Origin of the sequence: Ferruginibacter sp. HRS2-29 (assembly GCF_024343615.1) — a bacterium.
GTDB lineage: Bacteria > Bacteroidota > Bacteroidia > Chitinophagales > Chitinophagaceae > Ferruginibacter.
On the sequence record NZ_RJUB01000006.1, the window covers coordinates 52,724 to 74,459 of the forward strand.

The 21,736-nt window shown below is 44.6% G+C and carries 15 protein-coding genes; 3 read left to right on the forward strand and 12 right to left on the reverse strand.

The features are described from left to right. Positions 1-154: 154 nt before the first annotated feature. Entirely contained in the window at positions 155-2,257 is a 2,103-nt protein-coding gene (locus EGI32_RS03555; RefSeq protein ID WP_255153993.1) for a dipeptidyl peptidase 3, read from the reverse strand. Between the two features lie 149 nt (positions 2,258-2,406). Between EGI32_RS03555 and EGI32_RS03560 the strand changes: the two genes are divergently transcribed. Next, on the forward strand, positions 2,407-2,805 hold the full coding sequence (locus tag EGI32_RS03560; RefSeq protein ID WP_255153994.1) for a hypothetical protein: 399 nt from the start codon (positions 2,407-2,409) through the stop codon (positions 2,803-2,805). 224 nt (positions 2,806-3,029) lie between these two features. Here EGI32_RS03560 and EGI32_RS03565 read toward each other — a convergent pair whose 3' ends face one another. The 8 genes from EGI32_RS03565 to EGI32_RS03600 form a co-directional block, all read right to left on the reverse strand. Beyond that, on the reverse strand, positions 3,030-4,010 hold the full coding sequence (locus tag EGI32_RS03565) for a GNAT family N-acetyltransferase (protein WP_255153995.1): 981 nt from the start codon (positions 4,008-4,010) through the stop codon (positions 3,030-3,032). Between the two features lie 154 nt (positions 4,011-4,164). Next, positions 4,165-4,986: an alpha/beta fold hydrolase gene (locus EGI32_RS03570; protein WP_255153996.1), complete on the reverse strand. Its 822-nt coding sequence runs from the start codon at positions 4,984-4,986 to the stop codon at positions 4,165-4,167. Positions 4,987-5,152: 166 nt separating this feature from the next. Then, complete coding sequence (locus EGI32_RS03575; RefSeq protein WP_255153997.1) at positions 5,153-5,332, reverse strand: hypothetical protein; 180 nt, start codon at positions 5,330-5,332, stop codon at positions 5,153-5,155. A gap of 292 nt (positions 5,333-5,624) precedes the next feature. Next, complete coding sequence (locus EGI32_RS03580) at positions 5,625-6,752, reverse strand: PepSY domain-containing protein (RefSeq protein ID WP_255153998.1); 1,128 nt, start codon at positions 6,750-6,752, stop codon at positions 5,625-5,627. A 181-nt stretch (positions 6,753-6,933) separates the two neighbouring features. Beyond that, on the reverse strand, positions 6,934-9,303 hold the full coding sequence (locus tag EGI32_RS03585) for a TonB-dependent receptor (protein ID WP_255153999.1): 2,370 nt from the start codon (positions 9,301-9,303) through the stop codon (positions 6,934-6,936). A gap of 329 nt (positions 9,304-9,632) precedes the next feature. Next, complete coding sequence (locus tag EGI32_RS03590) at positions 9,633-9,785, reverse strand: hypothetical protein (RefSeq protein WP_255154000.1); 153 nt, start codon at positions 9,783-9,785, stop codon at positions 9,633-9,635. A gap of 17 nt (positions 9,786-9,802) precedes the next feature. Then, entirely contained in the window at positions 9,803-10,558 is a 756-nt protein-coding gene (locus EGI32_RS03595) for a GLPGLI family protein (protein ID WP_255154001.1), read from the reverse strand. A gap of 17 nt (positions 10,559-10,575) precedes the next feature. Beyond that, positions 10,576-13,365 carry an outer membrane beta-barrel family protein gene (locus tag EGI32_RS03600; protein WP_255154002.1) on the reverse strand — a complete coding sequence of 930 codons (2,790 nt, stop codon included), beginning with the start codon at positions 13,363-13,365 and terminating at the stop codon, positions 10,576-10,578. Between the two features lie 112 nt (positions 13,366-13,477). On the opposite strand from EGI32_RS03600, the gene glgB reads away from it, so the two are divergent. Then, a complete protein-coding gene (gene glgB, locus EGI32_RS03605) occupies positions 13,478-15,415 on the forward strand; it encodes a 1,4-alpha-glucan branching protein GlgB (RefSeq protein WP_255154003.1) in 1,938 nt (645 codons plus the stop codon). 35 nt (positions 15,416-15,450) lie between these two features. Continuing rightward, positions 15,451-16,467 carry a lipopolysaccharide assembly protein LapB gene (locus EGI32_RS03610; protein WP_255154004.1) on the forward strand — a complete coding sequence of 339 codons (1,017 nt, stop codon included), beginning with the start codon at positions 15,451-15,453 and terminating at the stop codon, positions 16,465-16,467. A gap of 159 nt (positions 16,468-16,626) precedes the next feature. Here the strand turns inward: EGI32_RS03610 and EGI32_RS03615 are convergent, their stop codons facing one another. The 3 genes from EGI32_RS03615 to EGI32_RS03625 form a co-directional block, all read right to left on the reverse strand. Further along, positions 16,627-19,830: a chondroitinase-B domain-containing protein gene (locus tag EGI32_RS03615; protein ID WP_255154005.1), complete on the reverse strand. Its 3,204-nt coding sequence runs from the start codon at positions 19,828-19,830 to the stop codon at positions 16,627-16,629. Between the two features lie 320 nt (positions 19,831-20,150). Continuing rightward, the gene (locus tag EGI32_RS03620; RefSeq protein WP_255154006.1) at positions 20,151-20,747 is read right to left on the reverse strand and encodes a DUF1684 domain-containing protein; all 597 of its coding nucleotides are present in this window, start codon (positions 20,745-20,747) and stop codon (positions 20,151-20,153) included. A gap of 7 nt (positions 20,748-20,754) precedes the next feature. Further along, positions 20,755-21,702: an arginase gene (locus tag EGI32_RS03625; RefSeq protein WP_255154007.1), complete on the reverse strand. Its 948-nt coding sequence runs from the start codon at positions 21,700-21,702 to the stop codon at positions 20,755-20,757. Positions 21,703-21,736 lie beyond the last annotated feature (34 nt).

A 21,736-nucleotide genomic window follows, 5' to 3' on the forward strand; every position in this document is an offset into this window, starting at 1 on the left:
GAGGCATGAACTAAAGCAATCTGCCCGCATTCATTTAGAATCGGAAGAGATTCCATGCTCCGCTCGAGATGACACAAAAAAACACGCAAACATTCACAAAAAAATCTGCGAAAATCTGCGTGTTATACATCCGCGTCTATCTGCGGGAAACCTTCTAATTCTTCAACGGCAGGAACGAATAATTTTTTCCGTATTCCATCATCTGTGCAAAAAAGCTGGTCGGGTATTCGATCTTTACATCCGATATCTTATCTCCATCCATTACCGGCACCAGCTTTGGCTGTATGAATCCACGATATGGCTTCACATTCAGTTTTGCATATCTTTCTAGTACTTCTTTATGCAATACCGGATCTACCATTACCCCATAAGTTTCTACCAGGTTTTTACCGGCATTGAAGTCGCCTTCTGATTTGATGCGTTGTATCTCTCTCAGCAACTGGCCAAACAATGTCCTTAGCTGTGCATAATCATTGATCTGCACATAAGTCTTGCCGTTTCTTTTCACCAACTCTACCACATTGTTCGGTTTGCCTTTTTCAAAAGCCCATTTTGCTATCAGCTGACGGTTACGCATATGCGCTTCTTCCACCTGGTCACCGAGTTTGAGCCTTGTAAGCTGCGTCATCAGGCCGTTCATCATGTAGTTATCATATTCCGCTTTGCCTACTTCCGTGGAAGGCGTAACACCGATATCTACCAGTTTCTGATCCATGATATAATACAATGCCACCAGGTCGGCACGGCCTTCTTCGAGGCAGCTGGCATAATTTTTCAACGTTTTTTCAGGCGTTTCCACACCTGGATTCAGTTGCCCGCTGGCATGGCCTATGCATTCGTGCATGTCTGTATGGAGATCAGCGGCCAGGCTGCCATATTTTCTTGCCCTTGCAATGATGGAATCGTTCAGGGCGAATTCATTGAGCACACCGCCTTTGGAAGAAGCTACATTGTAAGAATAAATGATATTGCTCAGCGAAACCGATTTCGATCCGGAATCTTTTCTGATCCAGTCAGAATTGGGCAGGTTGATACCGATAGGGGTGTTAGGTGCCGCATCGCCAGATTCCACCACGACAGTGATCGCTTTGGCGATGATGCCTTTCACATTTTTCTTCTTGTGCTCCGGTATCAGCGGGGAATTGTCTTCAAACCATTGTGCCTGTTTGGCGATGGCATCAATGCGTTTGGTAGCTTCCATGTCTTTTACAGAAACCACACTTTCAAAACTTCCTTTTTTACCAATAGGGTCCATGTACACTTCAATGAAACCATTCACCACATCCAGGTGGCTGTTCACATCCTTTACCCATGCTATGCTGTATTCGTCAAAAGTTTTCAGGTCGCCCGTCTGGTAATATTTTATCAAAAGGGTCAATGCTCTTTTCTGCTCTGCATTTTCTGCTACCTCAGCGGCTTTCTGCAGCCAGCCTACCATGCGTTCTATCGCAAAACTGTACATGCCGCCAACTTTCCAGGTCTTTTCCACCAGTACACCATTTTCTTTGATGAGTTTGCTATTGAGCCCCCAAAGCGGCGCATTGCCCTTCGAGTTGAATTTTGAATAAAAGGCTTCCACTTCTTTTTGTGTAACCCCTTCGTAAAAGTTTACAGACGATGCGGCTACGTTATCGATGTTAGCGGCAAGGTTTACCAGTTTTGGTTCGAATTTAAGATCAAAGACCAGCGGCTGTATTCGTGTAAGGAATGCTTTCACCGATTCCGAAGTATCCCTTGGCAGGGCTGCGGTATCGCTGGCGGCAACAATCTGAGAAAAATAATCGACACTTACTTCCGGGATGAATTTTTCGTTACCATAATGATGGTGGTTGCCATTGCTGAACCACACACGGCCACAATATTCTTCAAATTTTTTCCAATCGCTGCTGTTCTTATCGCCTTTATAGGTACCGTACACTGTTTCGAGCGTGCGGCGCAACAGAAGCCCATAGCGGCTTTTCTGGTCGTAAATGATATCGCGGCCACTCAGTGCGGCCTCGTACAGGTAATAAGCCAGCTGCTTTTGTTGCAGTGTAAGCTGGTTAAACCCGGGCACCTGGTAACGTAATATCTGCAGGTCGGCAAATGATTCGGCTTCTACGTTAAAACTGGTGTCGTACGAGATGGCGGAAGCGCCATCAGCAGTGTCTGTAAGTTTGGCGTCTTTGTTGTTATTGTTGTTGCAGGAAAAAATAGCAACAAAGGCAGCCAGCAAAAGGAAAGAACGGCTGCCGGAAATTTTGAATATCCTTGGCATACAAAACGATTTAAGTGGATGATAAAAATAAGCTATTCAAGCAGAACCAGTAAGAATTTTGCCGGGAAGACGGGAAGAAAAGTTCAATAATATTAATTTCTTCCCGTCTTCCCGGCAAAAAAAAATGTTTAAATTGAAGGATGATGGATATGACGAAACAAGTAGCGGATCTTTTTTTGCTGGCATTACCGATAGCCTGCATTGCCTGGACGGTTACGCATGAGGAGATATTCCGCGAGCCGCGGGAATTCTGTGTGAAAAAATCAAAAGATTGCAGGAATGTTCTGCAACGTAAATTCTTTTATGTTTTTACCTGCGAATATTGTTTCAGCCATTATGTAACGTTGGCTTTTCTTTTCATCAGCGGCTATCATCTATTGTTTGAGGATTGGCGCGGTTATCTTATAGGCGGCTTTGCGCTTGTATGGATAGCTAATATTTACATGAGTCTCTTCGGGCTTGTAAGAGTGGGTATGAAGCGGGAAAAGATGGAGGCGGATATAAAGGAAGTGGAGCTGAAAGAAGTAAAAGAAGAAATTAAGAATTAAAAATTAAGAATTAAGAATTAAGAATTAAGAATGCTGATGGATGCGATAAGGAAATGCAATTAGTAGAGTTCATTCGTAATTCGTAATTGACAATTCGTAATTAATTAAAGCGGAAGGTAAATGACACACCCGAAGAAGAAGCCGTTCTGCCAAAAAGAAAGTCTTCATAGAAGGCCTGCCAATGACCACATCATCACTTTCAGGAAAATACTTAAGTGTTTGAATTACAATTTTTTCTTAAAACATACACTGTTTTCTACACCTGCATACTGACCGTAGTTTGGGATCACGGAATAGTTGTTTTTTTTGTACAACGCGATGGCTTCGGGTTGCCGGATGCCCGTTTCGAGTACACAAGTAGAGTAACCTAATTCCTTTGCCCAAGCTTCAAGAGCTGCCAGTAACAAACCTGCAATCCCTTTGCCACGGTAAGCGGGCAACACATACATACGTTTTACTTCCATGCAGGAATCGTCGAATTCCTTGATGGCCCCGCAGCCAACAGCCATGCCTTTATAATACATGACCAGCACATGTTTGATATGGGTGACATGATTGTATTGTGCATAAAATGCATGTTCATCCCCATCGCGGATGGCGAGATCAGCATCTAGTTCAGCTACCAGCTTTTTGAAATCAGGGTTGGCAGATTCAGTTCTGATAATAGTGAAATTACCGGGACGGTTTGCTTTTTTCAATTCAAGCCAATTCGTTGGGGCACCTTCGTAATCAAATACCTCCACGAGTTCGAAACCCGATTTGCGGAGCACTTTTACAGAGTTTTCATTTTTGGGATCGGTGATGGCATAAATGGATTCAACATCAAAGGTTTCAAAGCCGAAATCTATGGCCGCCCGGGAAGCTTCCGTAGCATAGCCTTTTCCCCAATGTTTCTTTTTAAAGCGATAGCCTAATTCGTAAAAGTTGATATGGCCATTCAATGGCTGGTTGAAATATTTCAATCCGCACCAGCCAAGCCATTCATTCGTTTTTTTATCAACAACCGCCCAGCGGGCAGTACCAAATTGTTGCTGCTGAGATCGGAGCATACCAATCACCTCACGGATCTTTTCAATAGAATCCACCGGTTTGTTTTCGATATATAAGTGCACTTCAGGGTCGCTGTCCATTTCAAACATGTCAGCATCATCTGTCATTTCTATTTCGCGAAGAATAAGCCTGGGGGTTTCTGCAAAAATTTTCATACCCAAAAATAGGGGTTTAGGGGGTTTAGGAAAATATTACTGCTTCCTAAGCCCCTAAAATTCTAAACCCCTAAACTTCTAAACCCCTAAACTTCTAAACCCCTAAACTTCTAAACCCCTAAACTTCTAAACCCCTAAACCTCTAAACCCTAAACTAACTCTGAAAGAATTCCAAGAGGTCTTTATTGATCGTTGCAGCTTCGGTAGTAGGCATGCCATGCGGGAAGCCCGGGTAGGAGATCAGTTTGCCATTTTTCAGCAATGCCACAGCTTTCGGTGCAGTGATCGCATAGGGAACTATCTGGTCGTCTTCGCCATGTAGCACCAGCACGGGGATATCCACACTTTTCAGGTCTTCGGTAAAATCTGTTTCAGAAAAGGCTTTTACACAGTCGTGGTGTGCTTTTACAGAACCCATCATCCCCTGGCGCCACCAGTTGTCGCGTACACCCTGGGATATTTTTGCCCCTTCGCGGTTGTAGCCATAAAATGGTAAGGTAAAATCCTGGAAGGTTTGTGAACGGCTGAATGCAGTCCCGTTGCGGATATCGTCGAATACGGATGGAAGTACTCCATCGGGGTTGCTGTCGGTTCTTACCATCAGTGGAGTAACGGCGCTGATGAGCACGGCTTTTGCCACGCGGCCTTTTCCATATTTTGCAACATAACGGATCACTTCGCCGCCGCCGGTAGAATGGCCCACGTGGATGGCATCTTTGAGGTCGAGAGCCTGTACCAGTTCTGCCACATCAGCAGCATAAGTATCCATTTCATGTCCTTCGGAAACCTGCGAAGACCTTCCATGCCCGCGGCGGTCATGGGCGATCACGCGATATCCTTTTTGCAGAAAAAACATCATCTGGTTATCCCAGTCGTCGCCGGACAAAGGCCAGCCATGATGAAAAACGATCGGCTGGCCTGTGCCCCAATCCTTGTAATGAATTTCAGTACCATCTTTGACAGTGATCTTGCTCATGTGTGTTGATTTAATTATCGTGATGAAATAAATGATGTGGAAAGCAGCCGGAAAGGACTTTACCGGGTATACCGGTATAGCCAGGTGTAGGCACACAATTTACAAAATAATCGGAGATATAACAGGAGCCGAAAAGGATTAAAGAAAAAATAATAATGCCCGTCGGTCACTTTCTTTTTTTCAGCGGCTTATCGTTACTGGCTTTAGTTTCAATGACTTCATTCTGCTTTTTAGCCGCTTTGATGCTGGTGATGGATTCCTTGTCATTGTTATCATGATTTGCCGAACGGAAGTTTGTTTCTTTATCTTTTGTTAGCGGGGCTGATTTTTTTACTGTCTTTGCCATAAGGTGGTTTTGGAAAAAAAGTACAAAACACGTACCAAGGAAGGATAAACGCAGATTATAGTTGATTACGCAGATCTCGCAGATTATATTCTGCTTGCAGAAAATGAAGATTGCGTACCGGGGAGAAGGGATCACAGATTTTAAAGGGATAAAGGGGATTGCACAGATTATTTTCTGCTTTGCAGAAAACCAACATGCAGTTTATAAGAACTTGGTTTCATAAAAGTAAATCAAGTTCTTACAAACTGCATTTAGTTTTTCACGCAGTGAAAAATAATCTGTGCAATCCCCTTTATCCCTTTAAAATCTGTGATCCCCTTTTTTTCTTCCTTCTTCCCCACCAGATGATAAATCCCGTTACCGGCAGGCTCGCCGCGATCAGGCTTCCGAAGAAAGCGAGTATTTTGCCCGGCAGCCCCAGCACAGCACCCACATGGATATCATAATTCATGCGTACTATCTTATCAGCAACTTTTGCATCCCTGAATGCCCCGGCGTAACTGCCTGTTGCCGGGAGATCTTTGCCGGTGTATTGATCGTGGTGATAAAAATCGGTATTATAATATGTACCAGGGCGATGATTGATACCTACTTCAATGGGGTCGGTGTTGGTGGACGGGAAGTAGATGCCGAGGCTTTCATTGTCTTTTAAGGTTAACAAATGTTCTTTCCAGATCACATCCGCCATGTTTTTGCTGATGGCTACTTTGGTGGTATCGGATAGGGGATGCGCATGTTCTACGGGAGTTTTGCCACCGCTGCTTACCCAGTAAACCGTTTTGGCAAACCATTGAAAACCGAATACGAGCCCGGTAATAGCCAGGAAGATGGCCACCCAGGTCATGTAAAATCCGAGTACATTATGCAGGTCGTAATTTTTTCTGCGCCATCTGGCACTCCATTTTACCGAAAAGCGTTGTTTGCGTGCTGCTTTGTTTTTGGGCCACCAGAGAATGATCCCGGAGATCATCATCACCAGGAAGATCAGTGTGGCTGAAGCCATGACAGGCTGCCCGATATTATCCGGGAGCCAGAGATAAAAATGCCCATCGAGTATGAAACGGAAAAAATCCTTCTTCATGTTCCTGTGCTTTGTAACATGCCCGTTGTATGGGTTTACATAAACGATCTCGTAATGATCCGCATCATAATAAGAAACCACCGCGGCCTTTGCCGGGCCCGGATATTCGATGCCCAGCGCTTTTTTGGAAACAAGCACCTGTTCGGCTATCACACGGATATCGGATGGCGGGAGATAGGCGACATTTTCCTTGGGTACTTTTTTGTAAGGTTCGGTGAGGTTGCGTATCTCGGTTTCAAAAGCGAGTATACAACCGGTGATGCCCAGGATAACGACGATAACCCCTGAAGCCAGGCCGAGCCAGAGATGAATGATGCGTACCAGTTTTTTAAATGTCATATCCTGAAAAATGTACCTTTTTTATTTATACTGCAACGACTCAAATACGGACGACGTACGACCGACGACGGACAACCGATGCTTTTTTAAAGTTGAAAATTTATACTATCTATGATAGTATTTTAACCTTCAGCTTGAACGAAGTAGCGGTCGTCTTTTGTCTGTCGTCCGTCATCTGTTCTTAAAACTTATAACTCACGCTAAACCTTGCATTGGTGCCCGGTTCAGCCTGCCAATAGTAATGATCGGCATAAGGCCCGCCCGAATATAAATATTTATTCAGCAAATTATTTACCACCAGGTTGAAACCGATCTTTTCTTTCTGATAAGACAAACTACCATCCATGCGGAAATAATCCGGCAGGCTGTATTGTGAGCCATCAAATACATACCAGGGAGAACGTTTTACCTGGTATTGATAACCAACGGAAATACCGAAACCGGTGAGGGCGCCTTCGTCTATGCGATAGTTCAGCCAGGCATTCTGTACATGTTTGCTTGATCCCGGTACCTGGTTGCCCACGTTTTTAGGATCGGAATCTTTGGTCGTTTTTGCTTCCGTGAATGCATAGTTGATGATCACATCCAGCCCACGAACGATCTGGCCGCGGATATCCACTTCAACACCTTTGGTTTTTTGCTGGCCTGTCTGCCTGTAATAAAATTGTCCGGTGGGATCTCCGTTATTGTCATAAACAGGATGTTCCGGATCAATAGTAAGTACATTGTTGCGGGTGATCTGGTAGGCAGATACCGCTGAGTTCCATTTACCATTCAGCCAGTCGCGTTTGAAACCAACCTCCATATTGGTTCCGTTGATAGGGTCAAATGCTTTCTTCTGCCAGTCGCTGCCGTAATTTTCTACAAACGATTCATCCCTCAGGAAATATGCAGAAGTGTTTTGATCGATCGAATAGCTCAAACCTACACGTGGCGTGAATTTGCTGTTTTTGGAATCACCATTGTATGCATCGCCCGCTTTCAAAGTGGTGTATCTGCCGGCAAGGGTTAAACGAAGTTTGTTTTCGAGGAAACCAAGTTCATCCTGCGCATAAAAACCGGAGTAAGCGTTGTAATACCGAACACCCCTGTCGCGTACATTTTTGGTACGGTCAAATGTCGGGGGAGTTGCCAGGCCGTACACAGGCGCGTAGATATTGAACGGGCCACCGAGGTTTCCGCTCTGACTGAAGTCGTGGTAATAATCTTTATTGCTGATATCCAGTCCGCCGAGTATCTTTTGTGTAACAGCGCCGGTCCTTACTTCACCATTCAAAAACATCTGTCCCATTTTGCTGGTACCAAGGATATCCCAGATGCCATTGGTGCGTTGTACAATACTGTCGTTGGTAGGATCAAATCCTGCAACCCACATGGATGAGCCTTCCTGCTGGTAATTGAAATAAGCCATCTGTGCCGTGAATTTCCAGTCGTTGTTGATCTTATGATCGAATATCGCGAGAATGCTGCGGTCGTTCATTTTAGTTTTGGGGATATTGTTTTCCGTATTGGTAAAACTTTTTGGAACGGTAGCATACCCCGTTTTTGCAAAAACATAATTGGAGCCGATCACGTTCACTTCAGAATATTGCTGGGTGTATTCCAGCGTGATAGCGGTTTTGTCATCCACCAGGTATTTCAATACCGGCACGATAGAGTAGCGGTTGTTGAAGTCAAATTGCCTGTGAGAACCTTTTTCCTGGCCCATTACGTTGAGGCGGTATAATAATTTTCCGTCTTTTGATAACTTTCCATCAAGGTCGATGGTGGCACGGTACATATCAAAACTTCCTATAGATAAACCGATCTCACCTTTGGTACGACCGCTTGGTTTTTTTGTAACAACATTGTAGAAGCCGCTCGGGTCGCCGTTTGCCAGCATGAAACCTGCCGGGCCTTTTACAAATTCAATGCGTTCTACCATGCTCATGTCTTCCGTAAGCGGCCCCCAGGTGGTAGATACATTCATCCCATTGCGGAATGCGCCCACATTGCTGCCCCGCATGGTGATACGTGCATAGTTGTCCCAGTGCTCGATCCTTGTAGCGCCGCTTACGTTGCGGGTAACACCTTCAAGCATGTCGAATATCTGCTGGTCATTGATCAGCTTTGCAGTTACTACCTGTATGTTCTGCGGGATTTCGAGAATGGAACTTTGCAGGCGCATGGAAGAAGAAACGCGGTTGGTCTTGAAACTATTCTTATTGGCAACCACCACCACTTCGTTCAGTTCTTTGTTGGTCTGCACCAGTTCAAAAGATATATCTGTTGTTTTTCCCGGGGTAACAGTCACTTCCTGCTCCAGGTCTTTATAACCCACAAGGCTGACCAATACCGTGTATTTCCCGGCTTCGATATTTTTTAGCTGGAAAGCGCCCCGGTTGTCAGCCGTAGCATTTTTAGCCGTATTCTTTAAAAGGATGGTCACACCTTCCGCAGGTTGTTTGTCGGCCGTGATGATCTTCCCGGAAATTGATCCTGTTGATTGCTGTGCAAAGAGGTTGGCAGAGATCATTCCGAGCAGCATTAAGAGCATCGCTGTTTTCTTCATAATGTTCATGTATGGTCTGGTTTATATGTGTTTTAAATGAAAGGTCTTTTAATTATCTTTTTTAAAATTTCAAGCTGGCGCAATGTTTATTGCATACCGAAGTGATACGGGCGCAAATGTATCTGCACCAGGGTGGTGGCGACGTTGTAATCGGGAAAAATGTTTACGAATGCGGTAAAAGGCGGTGTAGGAAAGCCTATTGTCAGAGAAGTGTAAATTTATTGAACCACAGGACCAAGAGTAGTACAGAGTAGCACAGAGCTAAGAATAGAATATATTAATTCTCCCTCTGTGTCCCTTTGTGTCTTTATGTGTCTTTGTGGTTCTCCTTATTCTGCACGCAAACTTTGAGCAGGATTTGTCATCGATACTTTCAATGCTTTGTAACTGATGGTAAGGCCCATACAGGTGATGAAGATCAAAGCGAAACGGCGAACATAACATCCGGAATTAACCTGAAATGCTGTGTTCGCCGTGTCCATGTGCCGTTGTGTTTGACTTACAGTTGCGTACTCCAGTACAACTGTGCGATCCATTGTTTCGAATCTTCATCTTCATCCGAACTCCAGTCTTTCACCCTTTCTTTGAGTGTAGATTTGAGAACGGCATTGGTCATATATTTTTTGGCAGATGCCGGCTTGATCACTTTTTCGTCTACATTTTGTGTAGTGATCTTAGTAGCGATATAAGATGTATACATCCTCGGAATGGTAAGCCCCAGTATGGTTCCGGGCAAGCCGCTGATAGAGCATGGCCCGCCTGAAAGCGTGATCTCATCGGTGTAAAATGCGAATACGTATACGCTGTCCATGATCACACCAACAGCCTTGCGGCAATTATAACCCGCTATGATGCGGCTTTCGTTGGATAATTTCCATTGAATGTTGCGAACGGAATCTTCTACATTGAAATTAGAACCATACACATTTTTCTGCATGATGTATTTCCCGGTGTTATGATCAAAATACCAGGAATTTTCTTCATCGCTCTTGCGAAGGAATTCAGGTACTTTGGCGCCGGGTTCCCAGTGGTCAAATTTGAAGATGCTTTTGTTGTCGGCGAATGTAAGTGTATAAAAACCTGTCTTGAACTGCGAGGTCATATTCTCTTTGAGCATTTCCGCCCAGGAACTTGTGCCCAGCGTTTTTACAACATTTGTCTTCACTTCGTATTCGATCACCCCTTTGGAAATAAATTGCTGCGAATTTGCCTGCAGGCAACAAAACAGCGCAACTATTGATATGATTGTTTTCATCCTTTAAGTTTAAGTAGTTATTTTGTTTTAGAACCTTTGTTTTTGAAATCCCACTGGAACCCAAGCAGGAAGTACCTTTTCAGACGATCATTCCTTTGCTCCGTGTAAGTGTTCTGATAAAAGTTCCTTTCAATACCGATGTTCTGGTTCAGGATATCCCTCACTTTCAGATATGCGGTAAATTCATTGTTTTTGAATGTTCGCTGCAATTTCGCATTCCACATATTGTTGTTGAGGTCGGTGGTATTGTTGTTGAGTTTCTGGCGATAGTAGAACTGGTAGTCCGATTGTATCGACCATACTTTTTTGTAATAAACCGTTGCATCCAGCTGAAGCGTGTTGGTGCTGTAGCTGTAATTGCCCGCGCTGTTGTTGGTCTTGCTTTTGTTCAGGTTGAAATCGTTTCCAAGAGACACATCGTATTTTTTGTCTTTTGATTTTGACATCCAGAATCCTAAGCCAATATTACTGTTATTGGAATGGCTCAGTTCATTATTGATGATATTGGCATACCTGTTGAAACCTGCATTTACATTGAGGTTGAAACGGGTGTCGATCTTTTTGGCTTTAAAACCGAAGCCTCCATAAAAATTAGCGTTCACATTACCGTCAGTATTTACCGGGCGGGAAATGGTTTTACCATCCGATGTATACGTGCGGCTATCCGTGATAGAATTATTTGTCAGGGAAGTATAAACGGATTGGTATGTCCAGATATCTTTCAGGAAGTTATAGCTGTTGTGGCTGATGTTGAGTGTGTTGTTGAAGGACGGTTTCAGGTCCGGATTACCGATGTACCTGTTCAGCTCATCATCATTGTTACGAAGCGGCTGCAATTGGCTGATACTTGGCTGCTTGTTGTATCCATTGTAGTTTACACGCAATGAATGGTTCGCTTTGTAATTATACGTGAAGGATGCGGAAGGGAAGAAGTTGGTGTAATCCCTTTTGTAGCTGATGTCTGAACTCCTGTCGAGCAGATCGAAGTGAGTGATACCAACACCTGCACCAAAGTTGAACTTGATCTTTTTGAAGTTGTAACTGATCTTCGCCGATGGTTTGTTTACTACGATATTCTGTTTGAAATCGTTCGTAAGGGAATCCACGATCTCATCATATTTTGCGGTAGCAGGGGTGTAGTTGTACAGGTCCCTGTTGTTGGTTCCGTTGTTGAGTGTAAGCTCATGGCCGATCTCCAGTGAATATTTTTTGGAGAGCGGTTCTGTATACACCACCCTTGCCGACACATTCTGCGTAACCTTATCGCTTTCGATCATACGATCGGTAGAAGCAGGAGCGGGAACGCCCGGGTCGAAGCTGGTGTATTGTGATGTAAGGTAATTAGTCCCATCGCTGTGAAGCCTGTTCCAGTCTGTAGTTACAGACAATGTCCTTCTTGCTTTTTTAAATTTATGTTTGAAAATAACATTCGCGGAAAATGCCTGCTTATCAGAATTCGTGTTGTTCCGGATATCGCTGGTGTAATTCAATTGTTTCACGCCACCGGTTTCTATCGACCTGTCGGCGATGGTGATACCCTCACTTTCGGTGTGATAAAAACTTGTTTTCGCGGTAAACTTGATGGTATTATTTGAATCAAGCTTGATGTCGTAAGAAGCACTCAGCTTTATGTTATTGCGGTTGATATGGCTGTTGTTGACAGAGTTTTCATATAACACCGAATCTTCCCTGATGGTAGACCTTGTGAAAGTGCTCTGCATGTTCCGGTAATCCTGGCTGTTGAATTTCGGAGAAAAATTGAATGTCTTTTTATCATTCCATTTATTGCTGTATTGCACGCCGGCATTGATGTTGCGGATGAACCCGTTTTCTGTGTTCACATAGGGTTCATCATCGGAAGTGCCACCAGGCCAGGAATACATCATACCACCGTCTTCATCCATACTCATGGTGTAACTATCACTTTCGCCGCCAAATTTTTCGTTATCCTGCCAGCTCAGTCCATCCTGTCCGGTGTTGCCCGTCAGGAAAAAACCAGTTAGTTTTCTTTTGCCTTTGAAAGTGCTGAAAAGGATATTACTATTATAACGATCGTCTTTGTCTTTCAGCAAACCACCGGCGGCATCAATCTTTCCGAAGTAGCCCGTCTTTTTATCTTCTTTCAATTTCAGGTTGATGGTCTTCTGGGACTTCCCGTCGTCAATGCCGGTAAATTCCGACTGGTCGCTTTTTTTGTCAAATACCTGCACTTCTTTCACCGCATCGGCACGAAGGTTTTTTACGGCCATTCCCGGGTCATCACCAAAAAATTCTTCACCATCCACCAGCACTTTTTCCACTTTTACCCCCATCTGTTTTATCTGCCCGTCTTTATCCACCTGGAAACCGGGCATTTTTTTCAGCAGCTCTTCCACATTTGCGTTGGCGCTTACATTAAAGCTGTCGGCTGTGTATATAGTAGTATCACCTTTGATCCTCATGGGGCTGCCACTTTTGATGATGATCGCTTCCAGCAATTTGCTTTTTGCGGTCACCGATATTGGTGACAGTTGCTGAGTTTCACTTTTAATTTCGATGTCTTCCACATAATCTGCAAACAACGGATGCATCACCATCAGGATATATTTTCCCGGCACAGCTTTGGTAAGCTGATAAGAGCCATCGGCGGCGGTACGGGTGAAATCGATCAGCACTGAATCTTTTACCGACAACAAAGCCACTACTGCATTCTTGATTTCAGATTTGGAAGTCGTATCTTTCAGTACACCGGTAACGGTCGTTTTCTGGGCAAAGGAAAAATGTGATAGGAATAAAAAGCACAATAGGGTAAGAAGGCTTTTGTTCATGCAGTTAGTTTTAGGTTTGTCAAATATTAAATTTAATCGACTGACCGCAAAGTATGGATTACTAAATTATCGTTAAATCAATATTTTACAGGCGGTAAAAAACACACATGTTATGGCGTATGAAGACGAACATTTTATCGATTCAACAAAGATGGTGTGGAATTATTCTTTCTTCACAGATGAAGACATACAGCGTTTTCAGCACGGTGATATGTATGATGCGTATGAAAAATTCGGCAGCCATCAACTGACGGTTTTAAACACCGAAGGATTTTATTTCGCCGTGTGGGCGCCCAATGCCACCGCTGTGTCGCTCGTTGGGGAATTCAACGGCTGGAAAGAACATATCCATAAACTTTTTGTGCGCCAGGATTCCTCGGGCATCTGGGAAGGTTTTGTTCCGCGGATGCATCCTGGTTCTTTTTATAAATATCATATCAAAGGTTTTGATGGTATCGAATCTTTCAAAGCAGATCCGTTTGCATTTCATGGAGAACTGAGGCCGGGCACGGCATCTATCACCCGCAGCATCACCTGGCAATGGAATGATGCGCAATGGATGCAGAAAAGAAAACGGGCCAATTCCCTGCAGGCGCCATGGAGTGTTTACGAAGTACACCTGGGTAGCTGGATGCGGCCGGTGAAAGATGATGAGAACGCCTACACATCTTACCTCGACCTGATTGATCGTCTTGTTCCCTATGTAAAAAATATGGGGTTCACGCATGTGGAATTCATGCCGGTGATGGAACATCCGTACGATGGCAGCTGGGGTTACCAGGGCACAGGCTTTTTTGCCCCCACCTCACGGTTTGGGCTACCCGAAGAATTCATGAAGCTGGTGGAAGCACTTCATCAGCATGATATCGGCGTGATCCTCGATTGGGTGCCATCTCATTTTCCCAATGATGCACACGGGTTATACATGTTTGACGGCACACATACTTATGAGTATGCAGATATGCGTAAAGGTTTTCATCCCGACTGGAACAGTTATATTTTCAACTACTCTAGAGGTGAAGTGGTGTCTTTTTTGATCAGCAGCGCCCATTTCTGGTTAAACAAATATCATGTGGATGGTATACGGGTAGATGCTGTGAACTCTATTATCCGCCGCGATTTCAGCCGTAAGGAAGGGGAGTGGGAACGCAATGAATATGGCGGAAATGAAAATATTGAAGCCATTGATTTTTTAAAGAAAATGAACCGCATCATCTACCGCGATTTCCCTGACGTACAGACGATCGCGGAAGAAGCATCCGATTGGCCGGGGATCACCGGGCCGCTCAGTAAAGACGGTTTTGGTTTTGGAATGAAATGGATGATGGGATGGATGCACGATATGTTTCGCTATTTTAAAAAACTTCCTGCCGAAAGGATAAAAGTTCAGAATGATTTTACTTTCAGCATGATGTATTTCTACAATGAAAAATTCATGCTGCCGCTCAGCCACGATGAAGTGGTGCATGGCAAAAGTCCGATGATCTATAAGATGCCGGGAAATGAATGGGAGCAATTTGCCAATCTCCGGCTTTTGTATACCTGGATGTACACGCATCCGGGAGCGAAGTTGTTGTTCATGGGCAATGAATTCGGGCAGACTTCCGAATGGAATTATAAATCCGAACTCGATTGGGAATTGCTGCGTTATCCTGCTCATAACGATCTGCAGGAATGTGTCCGCGACCTGAACCATCTTTACCGCTCGGAACCGGCGTTGTTTGAACTCCAGTTTGATCCCAAGGGGTTCGAATGGGTGAACATTTCTAACCAAGAAAAAGGGATACTTGCATTTATGCGAAAAGGGAAATCGAAAAATGACGATATCCTTGTAGTTATGAATATGACAAACTTCCCTCAGAATGACTACAAAATTGAAATTAAGGGCAAATTCCAGTGGAAGGAAATATTTAATAGTGACGATGTAAAGTATTGGGGGAGTGGTAATTATAAAAATGAGAATATTCCATTTGTTAATGTTGATAAAAGGAGGAAAATTATTGAAATAAAACTGAATGTTCCGGCGTTTGGAGCTATGATATTTCGCTAACTTTAGTGCTTTCATCACCTCCTAGAAATCCACAAATGAAAAACCTGATTACCATCCTCGCAATTACTGTGTGCGGTAACGTACAGGCGCAGCAGTATGATAGTGCCCAATTCTACTACCAGACCGGCCTGACGGAAAAAGCAGCTAAACGGTATCTTGTAGCTTACAACAATTTTGCAAAATCAGTCAAGTTCAATCCCGGCTTTATCGATTCCCATTTGGAAAGTGGTTATGCTGCTCTTGAAATGAGGAAAACCGATCTTGCGATTGCCAGCTTCACGAAAGCGTACGAATTGCAGCCAACCAATTCTGCGGCGATCAAAGAACTTTCCAATCTTTATTTTAGCTATCGCCAATATGCGAAAGCGGTAGAGTTTGCGGAGAAATGCAAAACCTGCGATAACTCAGCACGCATTATCGGCATCAGCTATTATAAACAGGAAGATTATCCGGCTGCAGTGAAAGCACTTACAGATGCATTGGCGAAAAACAGTGCAGATGCTGAAGCAACTTATACATTGGCCCGCACTTATCTTGATATGGAAGAATACAAAAAAGCAGTTCCATATTACGAGAAGGCAGTAAAGATGGATGTTACCAAAAATACCTGGATGTACGAACTCGGCCTTTTGTATTATAACAACAACGATTATAAAAATGCTGTAGCCTCGTTCAACAATGCTGCTGCAAATGGTTACGTACAGTCAAATGATTTCAACGAAAACCTTGGCTATGCATCTTTATATAGCGAAGAATTTGAAAAAGGTGAAACGCTCCTGATGAAAGTGTGGAGCCGCAAGCCCGGGAATAAAGACATCCTGCGTGATATGGCTGAAATTCTTTACCAGAAAAAACAATATGACAAAGCATTGCAATACTGCCAGAAGCTGATGGAAATTGATGCTAAAGACGGCAAAGCATTGTACCAGGCAGGACTTTGTTTTATGAAAAAGGGACAAAAAGATCGCGGGCAGCAGATGTGTGATAAGGCGATCGAAATGGATCCGTCACTGGATGGCTTGAGAAAGAAAAAAGAAATGGCGGGAATGTAATTAGTTCAATTAAGAGTTAAGAATGTAAAAACGCGCCGATGGCGCGTTTTTTTTGCAAAAGATTTCCCGCAGATTTTCGCAGATGAAAGGCAAGCAGATTCCGCTGATATTATCTGCGATCATCTGCGTGTGTTAATCAGCAAAAATCTGCTGGGAATTTTACTGCATGATCATTTTTTGCGTCAGCAGAAGCTCATTGCCTTCGTGTATGCGTAACAGGTAGATACCGGCTGCAATACCTTTCAGCTCGATTTGTATCGTTCCACCCTGGCGGGCCGACAAGGTTTTCACTTTCCTGCCATCCGCAGCAAACAATTCAATCGTTGCCGGCCTGTCGAGGTTGATAGTTAGTTTATCAGTCACAGGATTGGGATAGGCTTGTATGGAAGCTCCGTAACCGATCGTACAAATGGATGAATAAGTATAACGGCCATCTTTTGTAAATATCTTCAGCCTGTATTGGCTTTTACCTTTGAGATGTGCCGCATCATAAAATGTGTAAACCTGCAGGGCACTATTACCAACTGCTCCCACGCTGCCGATTTTGGTAAATGAATTACCATCTGCGCTCCATTCTACCTCATAACGGTCTTCGTTTATTTCGCCTGAAGTTGTCCATACCAGTTTGGTTTGCTGCTGTTCTTTCGCCGCTTTGAACTGAAGAATTTTTAAAGGCAAAGCGCCGGTAAGTATATAAGTGTAAGTTTGTGAAACAGCCGAAGGGCCTACGTTGTCGGCATCCAGTGCGGTAACGTTTACTGTAAGCGGCCATGTGCTGCTATACTCATCTGCGCCGATATCTTTTGCACTTGTTCTGGCCTGCCGTTCATTATCCAGCAACACATTCGCATAAGTTCCCGAAGCGGCATCTATGGCCGGGCTGCCGAATGAAAGGCGCAGCACTTTGGATGCATTGCTTTGCAAACAATTTGCCGGGGCTGTGCAGATAGGCGCTGCAAGTTTAGGATCGATCACATTGATGGCCGTGGCTGTTGCCGTGATGCCAACTGTAGCCGAACCCGTAGGGTACATGATGTTGTTGTTGAATGTCACTCCCGCTAAGGATGCCGCACTGTAAGATTTGATGATCGGGTTGGTATTCTGCACCACTACATTGTTTTCAATACTGCAATTGACAGGCTTCAACGGATAATTTCCATTGTTATCAAACCCGATCTCGATATCGGATTTGTTGTTGACAAAAGTATTGAAAGCTACTTTCAGGTTTTCGGGGAGATAATGATCCGCTACGCTTGTAGAGGAATTCGTCACATCTCCGTTGGTAATGGTAATGGCCGCGTCCCATTTCGATCCGGTAAGCCCGGAGAAATAATTGTTGATCACGTGGTGGTCTTTTGCATACACCCGCACCCCCCCGCAACCGATCGTGCCCCCGTTGAACGTGGCTGTTTTGTTATCTCCGAAAAAATAATTTCCTTCCACCGTGCTCCTGAACCCTTGTCGCAGGCAGACCGTTCCAAGGCAGCGGACAAATGTATTGTAACGTACGGTGTTGTCGCAGGATTTGATAGAAACGATCTCCGGGTCACCATCGCAATCTTCAAAGAGATTGTATTCGATCAATGTGAATCCGCTGCTTTTCGACAGCGTGCTCACACCAACCCTGATGGATTCTTTTTCATTATCTGCACGCGGGCCGTTATTTTTAAAATGGTTATGGTCGATGGTATCATATTGCGTCTGCTGGTTGATATTTCCATCCATACGGATATAATTTCCAGCCTGGGTTTTTCCGGAAAAACTGTTGTGGTCAACCCTGTTGTATCCGCTGCGCAATGGTATCGGGCTGGCATAGGTATCGCCGATCGTGATCCAGGTGCAGGATGAAGTTTCGGTGTAAGCAAACTCGTTCTCCGTGATCCGGAATTTGCTGCAATTTTCCAGCTTGATGCCAGACCCGATCCCCGTACTTTGAAAGGAAAACCCTTTCAGTGTTACATATTTCATATTCCTGAAAACAAGCGCCGTCGCACCATTCAGGATCACCTGCCCTTTGTTTTTGGCCGTGATCACTATCGGTTGTAATTCGCATCCTGAACGGGTGATGGTAAGGCTGCTGAGGTTATAACTGCCGTCTTCCACTTCCACCGTATCGCCGGGATTCATAGCTGCCAGAGCGGCTTTGAAGGCAGTCACATTATTTACACTGCGTTTAACCGGTACCGTTGTGTTAAGGCTGATGACGGCGCCAATGACGATATTATCCGTTACTGTAAAGGTTTTTGTGAGTTGTGTTCCGGAAAGGCCACCTGTCCAGCCATCAAATTGATAGCACGCTTCATAACTAACGGTGGCGGTTACACTCGTTTCTTTATAATACATATTGTCTGCCGAAGCCGGCGAGAGTGTGATAGTGCCGTTGGCTGGTTGTGTAACATTTACCAGGTATTTGGGCGGTGGATTATTGTTGTCTATGCCAACATCGGCACCGATGGTCATGTTGTTATTGAGGGTAAATATTTTTACCGGTTCTGTGCCCGAAAGGTCACCTGTCCAGCCATTGTTGATATAACCCTGCGGTAATGTAAGCGTGGCGGTCACCTGTTGGCCAGCATTGTAAGGCGCCGCCGGGGACAAGCCGATACTACCGAACGCAGGCTGCGTGACGGTGATGGTTCGTGTAGTAGCAGATGCGCCAAAACTGATGTCGGGAATGGATGCAGTGCCAACATAGATATCATCGAATGCCGCATCCGACGTGGCTACCGTGGCATCAGCCAAATGATTGAACCGCAGCGAATGAAATTCTTTTACATTGGCAGCCCTCGTGCCGCTGGCAGCGGGTGTATACGCTTCCCTGAAGGCGAAATCAGTTGCATTGACATTACCGTTGACCGCTACCTTATATTTTTCTGTCGCAAAATCTACCTTGATGGAAATGCGCACCCAGCTATTGGCTGCCCATGTTCCAACATTTACCCCGGATCCGGAATTATAACCTTTGATGGAGCCGTCAGTTCCGAATTCAATTACGAATATACGTTTCGAACTTCCTCCCCACAGATCCATACCATTGATGGCAATCCCTTTGGTGGCAAAGCTTCCGGGGTTTACCCAGCAATCGGCATACACGTCGCCGGTTATACCCGGCACACTGCCGCTGTATGCTACCTGGTTGACCAGTAAAGTACCGGCAGTTGCACTCAGGTTTAGCGACTGCGTGCCTGTTTTGGCTTTTGCAGTGGTTATTACAGCAGTTCCCGAACTGACTGTCCAGCCGTTCTGGGCATTCACGTTGCCGGCCGTGTATACAGGCGATTCAAAAGAAGTTTGTAATGCTGTCTGCGAAAATGAGTGCAGGGCATTCATCAATAAAAAAAGCAGGAGTAGTTTTGTCCGCATGTTATATGGCTTTAAGTTGATTGTGAGCAGAATGCTTCCGGACAGATATCACACGACTACTTTAGCGTGTAGGCGTTGTCGTTACCATGGCATTCATCGAACCTTCAAATTAGACTGAAATACTGAAGCCTGTTGTTTTTGGGAGTTGGATGATTTGTAAATTATTGAAGGGCGGGAGCGTTTGCGGCGCAATCAAAGCCTTTCTGACAAAGGGTTTATCGAATAAATGGAAACGGGAGCGTTACCGGCAACGGTTGGGGACAAATGGATTATTTTCGGTCAGGCCGAAATCGAATGGATGAATTTCACCAGAGGTTGGATCAATGGGATTTTCCAAACTGTTTTTCCCCCGCTTTAATGGCCACATCGAGATTGTTCTCTCCTGGAGGTATGGGGCAGTTGTACCCTGAAGCATAGGCACAATAAGGATTGTAGGCTTTATTGAAATCCAGGATAACCGTAGTGTTCACGATATCTTTGATAAAAAACTCCAGGTATTTTCCACCACCATAACTTTCTTCGCCGCTGGTGAGGTCGGTGTAAGGAACAAAAAGATAATCCTTGTATTCTTTTGTGGCCATGAGGTCCTGGCTGCGGTAAACCCTTAACTGGTAAGGTTTGCGATCGATATCAAAGTTTAAGATCCCGTATTTGAAATAACGCGATGTGCGTGTACCGCTTGTTTTCATGATGAAACCTGAGGTGTCATTCAGCTGTATGAAATTCGCCACCACCTTGTATTTAGCATCGGGTGCAAAAAAGCGAAAGTATTTTTTATCGGCACCTTTCACCACTTCATGTGCATCAGCATAATTTTTCTGGTAACGCAGGATGGAGTCGGCATAGGCTTTTTTTGTCTGCGCATTCGCAAAGCCGGCAATTACCATTAACAAGAGAAGGGTAAAATATCTTTTCATTGTTTCATCAGTTCATCATCAGCACATTCACGCTGCGTTGTAAAATATTGAAGGCGATCTCGGCCATCAGGTTTTCCTTGTCAAGCGTAGGGTTTACTTCGGTGATCTCAAAGCAACAGATCTTCCTGTTTTGCATGAATTTACTGATCAGATCTTCGGCTTCCCTTTCGCGAAGGCCGTTGCTTACAGGCGTGCCGGTTCCTTTGCTCAGGGATGAATCAAGGCTGTCTACATCGAAGCTTACATATATATCTGTACAATCGCTAAGGTAACGGATCACCTTACGGCTCACATTTTCGGCACCGATGCGCCTTACTTCAGCAGTAGTGATCACTTTCATGCCGTGTTTTTCGATGAGGTGTTTTTCCTCTTTTTCATAATCCCGCAGGGAAATGAATACGATATCTTCCGGCAAAACCTTCGGTTCAATTTTTCCCAGCGATTTCAACTGGTTCCAAAGCCTGGTGGTCTTTTCGTCCAGCTCATGCGCTTTCATTTCCTGGTTGTCTTCGGCGATGGCAGTGGCCAAAGGCATACCATGCATGTTGCCCGAAGGGGTAGTATAGGGAGTATGAAGATCGGCATGGGCATCTATCCAGATCACGCCCAGCTTGCTTTTTGGCTTTGCCATCTTAATTCCGGCAATGGTACCGCCTGCGGTGCTGTGATCGCCGCTGAGGATCACGGGAAAAAAATTACTTTTAATGCTGTCACTAACGGCCTTGCTTATACGCTCATAAATGCTCAATACGCCGTGAATGCGTTTTGCGTAGGGCGATTGGATAGGTTCAAATAAAAGATCATTGGAAGTCTCTACTTTTTCGGAAGGGAAATGCACGAAAAAATTACTCATGAAATCAAGTGCGGCGATCTTGATCGCATCTATACCAAGGCTTGCTCCACGTGGTCCTGCGCCCAATTCGGAGGGCACTTCTATCAGTTTAATATTTTTCATCAGCAATTATTTAGTAAGGCCGGTTCGCCTGAAG

Excerpts from the sequence above, each read along its gene's own strand:
- EGI32_RS03600 (WP_255154002.1), bottom strand. The coding sequence starts at position 13,365 with ATGAACAAAAGCCTTCTTACCCTATTGTGCTTTTTATTCCTATCACAT.
- EGI32_RS03595 (WP_255154001.1), bottom strand. The coding sequence starts at position 10,558 with ATGAAAACAATCATATCAATAGTTGCGCTGTTTTGTTGCCTGCAGGCA.
- EGI32_RS03620 (WP_255154006.1), bottom strand. The coding sequence starts at position 20,747 with ATGAAAAGATATTTTACCCTTCTCTTGTTAATGGTAATTGCCGGCTTT.
- EGI32_RS03570 (WP_255153996.1), bottom strand. The coding sequence starts at position 4,986 with ATGAGCAAGATCACTGTCAAAGATGGTACTGAAATTCATTACAAGGAT.
- EGI32_RS03565 (WP_255153995.1), bottom strand. The coding sequence starts at position 4,010 with ATGAAAATTTTTGCAGAAACCCCCAGGCTTATTCTTCGCGAAATAGAA.
- EGI32_RS03555 (WP_255153993.1), bottom strand. The coding sequence starts at position 2,257 with ATGCCAAGGATATTCAAAATTTCCGGCAGCCGTTCTTTCCTTTTGCTG.
- EGI32_RS03590 (WP_255154000.1), bottom strand. The coding sequence starts at position 9,785 with ATGGACACGGCGAACACAGCATTTCAGGTTAATTCCGGATGTTATGTT.
- EGI32_RS03625 (WP_255154007.1), bottom strand. The coding sequence starts at position 21,702 with ATGAAAAATATTAAACTGATAGAAGTGCCCTCCGAATTGGGCGCAGGA.
- EGI32_RS03580 (WP_255153998.1), bottom strand. The coding sequence starts at position 6,752 with ATGACATTTAAAAAACTGGTACGCATCATTCATCTCTGGCTCGGCCTG.
- EGI32_RS03615 (WP_255154005.1), bottom strand. The coding sequence starts at position 19,830 with ATGCGGACAAAACTACTCCTGCTTTTTTTATTGATGAATGCCCTGCAC.
- glgB (WP_255154003.1), top strand. The coding sequence starts at position 13,478 with ATGGCGTATGAAGACGAACATTTTATCGATTCAACAAAGATGGTGTGG.
- EGI32_RS03585 (WP_255153999.1), bottom strand. The coding sequence starts at position 9,303 with ATGAAGAAAACAGCGATGCTCTTAATGCTGCTCGGAATGATCTCTGCC.
- EGI32_RS03560 (WP_255153994.1), top strand. The coding sequence starts at position 2,407 with ATGACGAAACAAGTAGCGGATCTTTTTTTGCTGGCATTACCGATAGCC.
- EGI32_RS03610 (WP_255154004.1), top strand. The coding sequence starts at position 15,451 with ATGAAAAACCTGATTACCATCCTCGCAATTACTGTGTGCGGTAACGTA.
- EGI32_RS03575 (WP_255153997.1), bottom strand. The coding sequence starts at position 5,332 with ATGGCAAAGACAGTAAAAAAATCAGCCCCGCTAACAAAAGATAAAGAA.